Genomic DNA, 12,111 nt, shown 5'->3' on the forward strand with positions numbered 1-12,111 from the left:
AACTCCCGTTGATAGCAATGCATCAACGACGCAGAACGCTCACGGTGACGCTCGTTGCAGACAGCGAATCGAGGGGCTCACGCCCCGCTGATAACCACCGGCACGGGCAAGACGCATCAGGCGTACGGCGCCGTCCGGGCTCTCCTCACCCGCGGGGTTCGCCTGCGCTGGGAAGCCGTCACCACCGCCGACCTGTACGCCCGCCTGCGTCCCCGTGCCGGCCACGACGCCGAACGCGACCTGCAGACCCTGGCCCGCAGCCCACTGCTGCTTCTGGACGACCTCGGTGCGGCCAAGACCAGCGAGTGGACCGAGGAGCTGACCTACCGGCTCATCAACCACCGGTACGAGCACTTGCTCCCCACCCTCATCACGACCAATCTGCCCACCGCCGAGCTGCGCACCACCCTCGGTGACCGCGTCGCTTCCCGCCTCGCGGAGATGACCGACCGCGTCATCCTCAAGGGCCCTGACAGACGACGTCACCGCTCCCCCTGACGATGGAGAAAGACCGGATGACGGAAGGGCAGTCCGCGAGCGCGCGTCCTTTCACCAGGAGGACCGGCCGCGTGCCGCGTCGAGGACCGAGCGAGGGTGTCGGGGACCGGTCCTCAATGGCCGGGGACCGGACGGCACATGCGAGGACCGAGCATCCCGGTCCCGGGACCGTGGCCGCCCGAGGTGGGGACCGGTCCTCACCAGACATCGGGGACCGGTCCCGTACGTCTCGGGGACCGGTCCCCGACGGTCCCGTCGGACACGAGAACGGTCTCCTGGCAAAGCAGCAGGTCACAGCCCCCAGGTGGGCGGAAACAACGGTCCTGCACCGCGCATGACAGTCAATCGTGAGGGAGGACCGAGCCCTGCCGGGTCCCGGTCCTGCCGAGGACCGAAGACCCGCACAACGCGGTCCGCGGTCCCCGAGCGTGATGCACAGAGGAAGAGAGGACCGGTCCTCGCGGACCGCTCCAACCTGGAGCCCACCCCACACGGTCCCGTAACGAGCCCGCCCGGTGTCAGCCGCGCACGGCCGCCGCTACGGGTTCTCATCGTGGAACACCCACCCAGAAAAGCGACCCATGCACCAACCACATCAGCACACTCCTGACGACGTGCGTCAGGGGGCCGCCATCTCAGCCTCCGACGGAGCAAGTTGGTGCAAGAGCATTGCTCCCGACGGGAGCAATGCTCTTGCGTCTCCCGCCCCGAGAGCGGCGGGCCCGGAAGCGACCGAGGACGGATCGCAAACCGGCGGGGAAGAGCTACACGCGAACCACAGCATCGACTGCGCGCGCACCTCTCCGTCACAGCCTCGCATACAGCAGCGCGAACGCCTGCGCGACGAGAACAAGCGCCTGCACCAGCCCAGCTGCCGCATGAACGACGCCGAGTACCAACTGCTCGCCCGAGCAGCCGCCACGTGCCACATGAGCATCGCCGGCTTCCTCGCCCGCGCCGCTCTCAACGCCGCCCACGACCTCGGCCGCACCGCCGAGGACATCGCGGGCGAGCGAGAGATGCTGCACGAGCTGTTCGCGCTGCGGCGCCACCTCGGGCAACTCGGCAACAACCTCAACCAGGTCGCCAAGGCACTGAACTCCGGCGCCGACGCACCGCAGGCAGAGGCGGTCCTCGCCGCCGTACAGCGCGCCGCCAGGCGCGTCGACGCCTTCACCCAGCACCACTTGGACAACAGGAGGGCCAGGTGATCCCCCGCATCCACGCAAGAGGCACGCGCACCATCGGCCTGCTCCACTACCTGTACGGGCCCGGCACGCACGAAGAACACACAGACCCGCACCTGGTGGGCGCCTGGGACAGCCTCGCCCCTGATCCCGGGCGCGACCTCGACGCCACGTACGGAGATCTCCAGCGGCTGCTCGACCAGCCGGTCAACGCCCTGCCGAAGAACCGACGGCCCGCCGAGCACGTGTGGCATCTGTCGCTACGCGCCGCTCCTGAGGACCCGGTCCTGTCGGACGAGCAGTGGGCCGAGATTGCGCGCCGAATGGTCGCCGCCACCAGCATCGCTCCCGACGGTGACGACGCCGCCTGCCGCTGGGCAGCGATTCGGCACGCCGACGACCACATTCACATCATCGCCACCGTCGTACGAGAGGACGGCCGGCAAGCCCGCATTCGCCGGGACGGCAAGCGTTCCCAAGCGGAAGCCCGCGTGATCGAGATCGACTACGGGTTGCGCCGCCTCGCCACCGGCGATGGCACCGCAGCCCGTCGTCCGACCAGCGCCGAACGGCACAAGGCCCAGCGGGAAGGCCGGGAGCGCACGGCGCGGGAGGAACTTCGTGAGTCCGTGCGCCGGGCAGTGGCCGGTGCTGCCTCGACGGACGAGTTCTTCGACCGCCTGGCCGCCGCCGGTCTGCTGATCCGCAAGCGTCTCGCGCCTTCCGGCGACCTCCTCGGGTACAAGGTCGCCCTCCCTGATGACCGGAACAAGGACGGCGAGCCGGTCTTCTACTCAGGCTCCAAGCTGGCGCCCGACCTGTCCCTGCCCCGTGTCCGCGAACGCTGGAGCCGGCCCTCGGAGACGCCCACCGCCATCGACGGTTCATGGCCGGATCAGCCTGCACTGCCGCCCGTGACAGGCCCCGCGTTCGCGCGGCGGCGGGCCGCGGCTGCCACGTGGCAGGCCCTGCTGGTGATCGACCACGGCGACGACGGCACCGCAGCAGCCCAGATCGCCGCGACCGGAGAGGTCCTGGACGCGCTGGCCAAGACCTCCGCCGCCCACACCCGGGCTGAACTGCGCGAGGCAGCCTCCGCGTTCGAGCGCGCGAGCCGCTCCTACGTGAAGGCGGTACGCGGGCACGACCGGGGCCTGCGACAAGCCGCCCGTGATCTCGTCCACAGCGGGCCGGTCCTGGGCCGGGGCGAAGACGGCGCATGCACGGCCATGCTCATCGACATGGCCTTCTTCGTCGTGACCGCCGCGGCAAAGTGGCACGCCAGGAAGCATCACACCCAGCAGGCCACAGCAGCCCAGCAAGCCGCCGAGCACCTCCGCGCCGCCTACCAGGCCGCCTCAGTCCAGCCCATGACCGCACTGAGCCAGCGAGGCCGGCGGCTGACTCAACGTGTTCGGCAACAGCAGGCGAACCTGCTCCACCAAGTGCTGCCGGAGCTGGCCGACCAGATCGAGGCTGAGGCCGGTTGGCCCGCCTTGGCCGCCACACTGGACGACGCCCGGAGGGCCGGCCATGACCCGGCCGCCCTGCTGACCGAAGCCACGGCACGGCGCGAACTACGCTCCGCCGGATCCATGAGCGACGTCCTCGTCTGGCGCCTGCGCCGCAGCGCTCACCTGCCCGCACTACCCGACGACCGCAACGCCACGGCCCTCCGAGCCAACCGGCACACCTCGCACTCGGCGCCCACCACGCAGTCGGCGCCCGGCCCGACAGGGAACGATCCCCGCCGTGGCCGCTGACGACCGTGTCCTGATCATCTGTACCGGGCCACGGTGTACGCGGTAGGCCCGTGCAAGGTGCCTGCTCCGATCTCGTCGCTGATCTGGAGGACGTCGAAGCCGGCGAGCGTCGCGTACAGCTCCAGCTCACGCGGCCCGAGAACACGCCGACGAATCACGTCCTGTGTTTCTTCACCTGAGTTGAACACCCAGTGCCGGCGCATGGTGTTCATCTGGGTCCGCAGGTCCCACTCGTAGGTGATGGTCACGTGGGCTGTGTCCGATCCGGTCTCGACCTCTGCTTCCTGCGGCTCATCACGCTCGATCGGGGCTACGGAACAGCAGAGTACAAGGAGCGTCCCGGGACGGGCGTGCGCTGCGAAGGTCCGGAAGACCGCCTGGATGTCCTGGTTGTCGTGCACGTAGGAGAGGGAGTTTCCCAGGCAGGTCAGCACGTCAGCGGTGTGGTCGAGTCGGATGGTGCGCATGTCGCCGAGGCGGATGTCGAGGCCGGGCCGTGTGCGGCGGGCGTAGTCGACCAGGCCGGGCTGGAACTCGACACCGATGCAGTCGAAGTGGCGGGCCAGCAGCTCCAGCTCTCTCCCGGTTCCGCAGCCCAGATCCAGCAGAGTGCGGGCGTCCGGGCGGTGCCGATGGACGAGCGCCCGACAGCTGCTCGCGCTGGTGCTGTCGGACTGCACTCTGTCGTACAGGGCGGGGTCTCGGTAGAAGAGGTTGGAGGCTGCCAGGTGTCTGGGTTCGGCGATGTCCAGGCCGCTCATGCGAGGCTCCGCAGTCCGACTTCCAGGGCGAGTGTGTCGCACAGCAGGTCGGGCACCGCGGGAGTCCGCTCGGCGTGGTCGCGGGCCCGGCTGAGGGCGTCGGCATCAACGTAGCCGAGATCGATCAGCAGGGAATCGGTCAGCATCTCGTCCAGGAGAGGTAGCCCGTAAGTGCGCAGTCCCGACTCCATGACCGCGAGGAAGTTCTCCGGCTCGGTCGGAGCCGCAACGGACTCGGGCAGACCCGTCCGCCGAAGTCGGTCGCGGAACATCTTCTTGTCGCGTTTGTACTCGTACGGCAGTTGCTCCATGAAGCGGATCATCCGGGGGTGGACGAGCGGGGCCACCGGCCAGATACCGAGTCTCACGTACGCCGGGTTGTGCAGGCCGAATGCCATGAGCGTCGGCACAGGCAGGACCGGGATGGGAGCGAGGTTCTCGTTCACCTGGGCCAGCGCCGCGGTGGCCTTGTCGCCGAGCCATGGCACCGGCTCCATCGGCGGGAGTCCGGCTTCCGTACGCGAGTGGTGGGCGTTCACCTCGTCCCCGCCGCCACCTGTGAAGATCAGCTCGCAGCCGTGTGCGGCCACGTGCCCGCGCATGATGTCGAACGCTTCCTGGTAGAAGGCGCCTGCCGGATCGTGCGGCCGTCTGCGTTCCCTCACGCCTCCAGGCACGAAGGGCGGGTGCTGCATCGCCGGCACGGCGGTGTCGCGCAATCCCAGGTGGTCCACCAGGGAGCGGCGTCGGTCTCGCTGGAGCTGGCCGATGCGGCCGCCCATGAGTAGCCCGAAGGTGTGCACGGAGCCGAATCCGGCCGCTACGGCGGACAGTGCCACGTTGGCCGAGTCCGCTCCGCCTGACACCTCGACGCCGACGCGGCCGGCCGTCGATCGCCACTCGGCCACGGCCTCGGTGAGCAGTGCGTCGAACGCGGTCACGGGGTCCACTCCGCTACGGAGGCTGCGGGGTTCCAGGACGTGCTGGGCGGGCTCGGGGTAGAGGATGGAGAGCCCTGCCGGCGTGAAGACCGCGGTAGCGCGTTCGGTGAGTCGGTACACGCCGTCGAAGAGGGTGTCGGTGCTGTAGCGGTGTTGGCGGCTCAAGGTGCGGGCGACCGCTCGTGGATTGAGCTGGTCAGGTCGCAGGTGCGGCCGGAGGTCGACGATGTCCCACGCCCCGAAGATCTCGTCGCCGACAGCTGTGAGGTACAGCGGGACGGTACCCAGCATTCCCGCCGAGACCTGGATCTCGTCGGGCCGGACGAGCAGCGACGTGTAGTCGGCTTCACCGTCTCTGTCTTCTCGCACCAGCACACAGACGCTCGATCCGTCGCCTGGTATGAGGTCCGCGACCAGGACGGTTGCGTGAGCGGGCCGGATCCAGCTCTCCCCCTTGACCCAGCGGTCTGTGTCCCATCGCCAGCCGGCGTCCCGGGTGTCTGCCAGTCGCACACGAAACGAGAGCACTCCGCTCCCCTCCTCTACGGAGCGGCGGAGCAGGACGCCAGGCCCTGCTCCGCCGCGTTCACCGGCCGGTCAGCTGCAGTGGTCGCCGTTGTTGTCGCCACCACCGGGCATCTTGTCGAGCAGCGCCGCGTCCATGCTGGGGACGCCGGTGACCAGGTCTCCCGTGAAGAGCTCGTCGATGATCATGACTGTTCCTTCCTCCTGCGGAGTGGGTGGACGGGCACCGCGAGCTGCGGAACCCGGACCCGTCCCTGCCGCCGGCGTTCACGGCGAACTGGACGGGAGCTCGTCGGGTGGGGGCCCGCTCTGGCCGAGGGAAGAGAGCGGCTGAGCCCTTCCCCGGTGGGGACCGGGTCTTCCCGAGGGCTCGCTCGGCCAGAGCGGGAGTCCGTAGGTCCGGAGCGGACCGGTGGTCTCTCTCAGTCGGGGGCGAGGTGCCACAGAGCCCAGGCGACCGGGGTAGTGGAGACGATGATCAGGGCCGACAGCAGCCACTGCCGCCAGCCATAGGGGCGACCTCGCCTGTTGCGCCGCCGGCTCACCATCCCAGGGACACCGCCACCACGATCGATCCCCCGAGCACCATGACGCACGCGATGTACATGACCTGAGCCGTGACCTGGCCTTTCACTGCGCGCCCTGGTCCTTGCCACGCTGTTGCCCCACGGTCGGCGCGAGGCTAGGTCGGCCGACGAAGACGCGTCGTGCTCGTTCCTGGTCGGGCAGGGTGGCGCCGATCCGGCACACCGGCGGCTCGGCCGGGGTTTGGTCAGCCATCGTTCTGGTCCTTCCTCCGGGTCGCGCGGTAGACGTCGGCGAAGCGTCTGGTCAGTGAGCCGAGATCCCGCATGTACTGGTAGGCATGGAAGTGAGGGGACTGCTCCGTCGGCCGGCGCGTCAGGTCGAGGACCCGGTAGCCCTCCCGGAACAGCGCCTGGACGGCCGGGTTCTCGTCGAAGCCGAGCTCCTCGGCCATCAGCACTCTCAGGTGGCTGACCAGGTCTCGGGTCGTGGCGTCGATCACCGGGCGTTCGGGCATCATCAGGCGAATGGCCAGCGCGGTTTCCACGGTCTCGTCGACCGCCTCCAGGACGATCGACACTCCAGCCACCTCGAACGACGTGACGCTTCCTGCTGCCATTGCCCGCACCCCTTCTCCGGTCTCCACCGTTGTCGTGCCTGACAACGTCCAGAAAAGCGGCTCGTGTTGGCGCAGACCACGGCATCCGCGGGGCAGTCCTGAGACACTTCTGGGACAGCCCGGTGCCGTCGGGTTAGACGCGGGTTGGTGCGTGGAAAGGGGGCGGCATGGGGCTTGCTGAGCGGCGCAGGGCGCTGGGCTACAGTCAGGAAGAGCTCGCGCACGCCCTCGGCGTGGACCGACGGACCGTCGGCCGCTGGGAAGGCCGCTCCACCACGCCGCAGCCGCCGCTGAGACCACGGCTGGCCGAGCTGCTCCACCTCGACCTTGACGAACTCGACGCCTTGGTGGGACAGCCACGAGCAGCCCACCCGGAGTCGGCAGGGCCGCCGCCTCGCGACCACCACGGCTCAGGGGACCTCGACGACATGATCCGACGCCAGTTCCTGCGCGCCATCACCGTCACCAGTGCCCTGGTGGCCCTGCCCCCCGACGAGGGCGCAGCCCTCGCGGAGGGCGCAGCCCTCGCGGAGGGCGCAGCCCTCGCGGAGGGCGCAGCCCTCGCGGAGGGCGCGCTGCGCGGGATGTCCGACGACTTCCTGCGCATGAACGGACACCTGTGGCAGGTCTACCAACTCGCCCGCGCCAAGCGTTCCGTCTACCCGGTCGTCCGCGACCAGCTCACCGCCCTGAACGAGACCCTCGACGGGCGGCCCGAGGTCGAAGCACAGGCCCTGTGCGGCGCGGCCGGCGACCTCTTCCAGCTCGCAGGAGAACTGGCCTTCGACGGCAACCGCTACACCGACGCCGCCGCCTCCTACACGCTCGCCGCCTCTGCCAGCCAGGAGGCGAAGTCCTACGACCTGTGGGCGTGTGCCCTCGTCCGCCACGCCTACGTCGATCTGTACGAACGCCGGTACGCCGACGCGGTCGGCACGCTGTCGGCCGCCGAGAAGGTGGCAAGGCGCGGGGACGGTTCCCTGTCCACCCGCTACTGGGTCGCTGCCGTCCAAGCCGAGGCGTACGCCGGCCTCGGCGACCTCTCCGCCTGCGAACGCGCCTTGGACGAGGCGGAGAAGGTGACCGGCCTGAGCGGGGCGGCCCACAACGGTGGCTGGCTGCGTTTCGACGGCTCCCGCCTCGCAGAAGAGCGTGGCGCGCGCTACCTCCAGCTTGGACGCCTCGACCTCGCTGAGAAGGCACTCAGCAGCGCGCTCAGCCAGGACATCCTCGCTTCCGGCCAGTCCTTCCGCCGACGCGGTGCGGTACTGACCGACCTCGCGGCCATCGGCGCCCGGCGCCAGGACCCCGACCAAGTACTCGCCTACGGCGGGGAGGCGCTGCGACTCGCCCACACGACCTCCTCGGGTTACGTCGCCCATAAACTTCAGGGGCTACGAACCGACCTCGGCCCGCTCTCCCGCGACGCTCGTGTGGCGGAGCTGGGCGCCGAGATCGACGCACTGTGCACGACGTGACGAGAGGGGAAGGCATGTCGCAGTCCGAGGGCGCCCGACTGTTCCGCGAGGCTTGGATCACCGGAGTGCGCAAGCACTTCCCCGGCGAGCCGAAGCCCGGCTACGTCACCCCCTGGGACGAGACCCCCGAGTGGGAGCGCCAGGCCGCCGGTGCCGTCCACGACCAAGTGCGCCAGTTCCTCGACCTCAGCGACCGCCACGCCTCCCGCCTCACCCGCGAGCAGAAGAGCCGCTTTGTCGCCACCTGCTGGACCGCGCAGATGTACAAGCACTTCGAGAACCCGAAGCCGGGCTATGTCGCCGACTGGCCCGACCTGCCCGACTGGCAGAAAGAGACCGACGCGGACATCTTCGAGGCGATCGAGGACGCTCTGAAGTAGTCGCACGGGGCTGCCATTCAAGTCGGCCTGCGCAACCGCCGGGCTTCCTATGGCGTCGATCGGCCCTCCCTTCGCGGCTCGTTTCCGACCGCCGCGTCACGGTTCAGCTCCTGTGGGACCGGCGCGGCGAGGGGGCCGGACAGCGGGCGGATCCTGTTGAGCATGCGCGCGGCTCCGAACTGTTCGCCGGGGTCTCCGGTTGTCCCTTTTCGGGACGGGCGTCATGTCCCGACTCGGGACAAACCTCTTGTCCCGACTCGGGACGGGCTTCCTCCCCCACGACCGCCGAGGCTTTGACTGTCACCATCGCGGCCGGCCCGACAGCCGCCGCAACACCGTCGTAGCCGTGAACAGTGTGCTCGCCGTCCTGACGGTCAGCGACGACGCCTTCATCGAGCAGCATCCCGGAGATCCTGTCACCTGCTGGCCTCGCCGTCCTCGTCACGGGCCTGGCCGCGTCCGTGCCCGGGCGGAGCTGCGCTCCCCGCGGTCCGGGGCGAGGACGGCGCGGGGTACGGCTCGCCGGAGACGAGCGGACCAACCGCCCGGGAGACCCGGCGTCTGGCCAGACGGCGGGATGACGACTGCCCCTGGTCCGGACATACCTGGCTGGCCCGTGGGCCGTGCCCGCGCGGTGTGCGCCGTCTGCCCCGGTGCCGTGCGAGCAGGGCCGCGTCGGAGCACCATCGACGGGAAGACAGCCTCTGGAGGGTCCGTGCGCGATGCGGTGGGTGATGACGTGGGGGCGTGGCCGGTGGGCGAGCCGGGTTTCTGGCGGCGGGTCGTCGAGCGGCTGGGCACGGCGGTGCTGGTGCTGGACACAGCCGGAAGCGTGATCGTCGCGAACCCGGCGGCCGAGCGGCTGCTGGGCCGCACCACCGGGGCGATGCGGGGAGCCGACGCACACGATCTGCTGCACCGGGACGCGGACGGCAACAAGGTGCCGCGAGACCGGTGCCCCCTGCTCCACGCGCTGGCCGAGGGGCAGGGGGCGCGAGGGGAGGGCGGCACATACCTGCGCGGTGACGGTCGTCTGCTGGCTGTCTCCTGGTCCGCATCCCCCTTGACGGAGGACGGCTCCGTGCAAGGCATGGCACTGCTGTTCACGGACGCCACGGGGGACCGCCGCGTCCACCGGGAGCGAACGGCGCGCACGCGCGCCCTGGAGGACCTCAACGAGCGGCTGTCCCTGGTCGCGGAGATCACGGACGTCCTGGGGCAGACTCTGGAGACCGACGAGGCGCTGGCCCGCCTGGTGCGGCTGCTCGTGCCCCGTCTGGCCGACTGGGCCGCGGTGGACCTGCGGACCGGTTCCGGCGAGGTCCACCGGGTGGCGGTGACCGGTCCGGAGGGACGGGACGCCGGATTCCAGGGCCGGAGCGTACTCGGCGCGGAGGGGGCCGGTGAGGGGGAGGACTCGCCGCTGGGCCGTGCGCTGACCGGGGGCGAATCCGTGCTCCAGGAGCGGGTGGCTGCCCTCACCCCGGCCGCCGGACACCCTCCTCTGGCCGCTCTCCACCATGGCTTTCTGACGGCGGTGGGCGCCAGCTCCGCCGTTACGGTGCCCCTCGGCGCCCGGGACCGGGTCACCGGGGCGCTGACGGTGGTGCGCACCGACCCGGCGCATCCCTTCGACGAGGACGACCTGGCCGCAGTGGGCGACGTCGGCCGCCGGGTCGGCGTGCTCATCGACAACACCCGCCGCTACGGCCGTCAGCGCGCCGTCGCCGAGGCCATGCAGCGCAACCTGCTCGTCCCGCTGCCGCAGCACGGCCATCTCCGGCTGGCCGCCCGCTACCAGCCCGCACCCGCGGGCTCCCAGGTCGGCGGGGACTGGTACGACGCCTTCATCCTGAAGGACGGCGCGCTCGCCCTGGTCATCGGTGACGTCGTGGGCCACGACCTGACCGCGGCGGCCGGTATGGCCCAACTGCACGGCATTCTGCGTTCGCTGGCCTGGGACCACACGGGACCGCCCGGCGCCGTCGTCGACCGCCTCGACGCCGCCATGCCGGTCATCACCACCGTCCCGCTGGCCACCCTGATCCTCGCCCGCGTCGAGGGCGACCCGGACACGGGACCGTGGACGCTCCGCTGGACCAGCGCGGGGCACCCGCCCCCGCTGCTCCTCTCCCCGGACGGCACCGCATGCTTTCTGGAAGCCGGCCAGGGGCTGCTCCTCGGCACCGGATCCGTCGGCGACGCGGACCGACCGGACGCCACGCATCCCCTGAAGCCCGGCTCCACCCTGCTGCTGTACACGGACGGGCTCGTCGAGACACCGGGCAGCGACCTCGACACGGGCCTGGACCGGCTGCTCCGGCACGCCCTCACTCTCGTCCACGAACCGCTGGACAGGCTGTGCGGAAAGGTGCTCGCCCACCTGCCGCCCGGCAGCACCGACGACGTGGCCCTGCTCGCCCTGCGCGTACCGCCGCCATGAGACGTGGTGGCCGTCGGACCGGGCCGGTGCCGCGGAGGCGCCCACCATCTCCCACACCACTGATGACCTGCTGTCACGCCGCCTTTACTCGCCGAGGAGTAGTCTGAGGAGACCGAGGGCATCAGGCACGCCGGTGGCGGACCGGCTCCACCCCGGTATCCACCGGCGTTCGTCACGCGGAAGGGTCTCCCCCCTTCACCCCGCATACGCCCGCCGACTCCCTTCCCGCGAACTCGCGGCGGTCGTCGGCGCTTTCCTCCGGCAAGAGCGGCCAGGCACGACCTCCAGCACCCGGATCCACCGGCCACGTCCGGCGCTGCCCGACAGCCCGCGGACCGTCGGCCGCCGTGCCCTGCCGAACCGGCCGGCACCCAACTCGTCAGAGAGATCCCACGTGATCGCCACAGTCCCCACCGCACCGTCCACCCTGTCCCCGCCCCTGCCCCTCGTCCGCCTGCGTCTCGCGCCGCACGGCGCGCTGCCGCGCCGGATCGACGGAGTGTGGTGGCCGTACTCCCGCGATCTTCTGACACAGCTCCCGAAGATGCTCGCCGCGCTGCCGAGAGCGTGGGGCGACATCACCGGCGTCACCGTGGACGCCGCGGCCTGGTCGGCGGCACCGGGGCGCATGTTCGTCGCCAACCAGGTCGTCCGCCTGCACAAGGCCCCCGCCTCTCCGCACGCCCCGGACCGGGTCGTCCTGCTCTCCCCCGGGCTCGGCCGTTGGGACCTGCAGGTGATCCCGCCGGACGCGACGGAGGAAGCAGCCGCTCTCCTTACGACGGCCGCCTTGGACGACCGGCGGCCCGGCGCCGAGGGAGAAGCCCGGCCCCCGGCCCCGACGGCGGCGGCAGGTCCGCGCGGCCGTGTGGGACCCACCGGGCGGGGAACCCGGGCACCTCGATGGTAGGAGCCGCCGCGGGCACGTCCATGTACGCACCTGCTCCCCGCGCCCTACTCGCCCTGGGGCCGCCCCGAGTCATCCGCCCGC

At 70.7% G+C, this 12,111-nt stretch carries 10 protein-coding genes and 1 pseudogene; 7 read left to right on the top strand and 4 right to left on the bottom strand.

What is annotated here, in order from left to right:
* Positions 1-96: 96 nt before the first annotated feature.
* The 3 genes and pseudogenes from ACH4D3_RS35310 to ACH4D3_RS35320 form a co-directional block, all read left to right on the top strand.
* Positions 97-498: pseudogene (locus ACH4D3_RS35310) on the top strand (ATP-binding protein); the annotation flags it as partial.
* An 857-nt stretch (positions 499-1,355) separates the two neighbouring features.
* Positions 1,356-1,709, top strand: coding sequence for a plasmid mobilization protein (locus tag ACH4D3_RS35315; protein ID WP_372458728.1), 354 nt, complete (start codon positions 1,356-1,358; stop codon positions 1,707-1,709).
* Positions 1,706-3,448: a relaxase/mobilization nuclease domain-containing protein gene (locus ACH4D3_RS35320; protein WP_398331053.1), complete on the top strand. Its 1,743-nt coding sequence runs from the start codon at positions 1,706-1,708 to the stop codon at positions 3,446-3,448. The genes ACH4D3_RS35315 and ACH4D3_RS35320 overlap by 4 nt, the downstream gene beginning before the upstream one ends.
* A 14-nt stretch (positions 3,449-3,462) precedes the next feature.
* On the opposite strand, the gene ACH4D3_RS35325 is transcribed toward ACH4D3_RS35320, so the two are convergent.
* From ACH4D3_RS35325 to ACH4D3_RS35340, 4 genes are all read right to left on the bottom strand, one after another.
* Positions 3,463-4,209, bottom strand: a complete 747-nt coding sequence (locus ACH4D3_RS35325; protein ID WP_115742897.1) for a trans-aconitate 2-methyltransferase — start codon at positions 4,207-4,209, stop codon at positions 3,463-3,465.
* Entirely contained in the window at positions 4,206-5,519 is a 1,314-nt protein-coding gene (locus ACH4D3_RS35330; RefSeq protein WP_224309377.1) for an asparagine synthase-related protein, read from the bottom strand. The genes ACH4D3_RS35325 and ACH4D3_RS35330 overlap by 4 nt, the downstream gene beginning before the upstream one ends.
* A 786-nt stretch (positions 5,520-6,305) precedes the next feature.
* Positions 6,306-6,455: a hypothetical protein gene (locus tag ACH4D3_RS35335; protein ID WP_393210681.1), complete on the bottom strand. Its 150-nt coding sequence runs from the start codon at positions 6,453-6,455 to the stop codon at positions 6,306-6,308.
* Positions 6,448-6,819: a hypothetical protein gene (locus tag ACH4D3_RS35340; RefSeq protein WP_148315135.1), complete on the bottom strand. Its 372-nt coding sequence runs from the start codon at positions 6,817-6,819 to the stop codon at positions 6,448-6,450. The genes ACH4D3_RS35335 and ACH4D3_RS35340 overlap by 8 nt, the downstream gene beginning before the upstream one ends.
* A gap of 167 nt (positions 6,820-6,986) precedes the next feature.
* Between ACH4D3_RS35340 and ACH4D3_RS35345 the strand changes: the two genes are divergently transcribed.
* From ACH4D3_RS35345 to ACH4D3_RS35360, 4 genes are all read left to right on the top strand, one after another.
* A complete protein-coding gene (locus tag ACH4D3_RS35345) occupies positions 6,987-8,297 on the top strand; it encodes a helix-turn-helix domain-containing protein (protein ID WP_398331059.1) in 1,311 nt (436 codons plus the stop codon).
* 14 nt (positions 8,298-8,311) lie between these two features.
* Entirely contained in the window at positions 8,312-8,677 is a 366-nt protein-coding gene (locus tag ACH4D3_RS35350; RefSeq protein ID WP_031043854.1) for a hypothetical protein, read from the top strand.
* A 715-nt stretch (positions 8,678-9,392) separates the two neighbouring features.
* Positions 9,393-11,120: a SpoIIE family protein phosphatase gene (locus ACH4D3_RS35355; RefSeq protein WP_398331062.1), complete on the top strand. Its 1,728-nt coding sequence runs from the start codon at positions 9,393-9,395 to the stop codon at positions 11,118-11,120.
* 394 nt (positions 11,121-11,514) lie between these two features.
* Positions 11,515-12,030 (top strand): DUF5994 family protein, encoded by a 516-nt coding sequence (locus tag ACH4D3_RS35360; RefSeq protein ID WP_031043860.1) that lies wholly within the window; start codon positions 11,515-11,517, stop codon positions 12,028-12,030.
* The last annotated feature ends 81 nt before the right edge of the window (positions 12,031-12,111 follow it).

The sequence above is a fragment of the Streptomyces sp. NPDC018026 genome, from assembly GCF_044327745.1.
GTDB lineage: Bacteria > Actinomycetota > Actinomycetes > Streptomycetales > Streptomycetaceae > Streptomyces > Streptomyces rubrogriseus.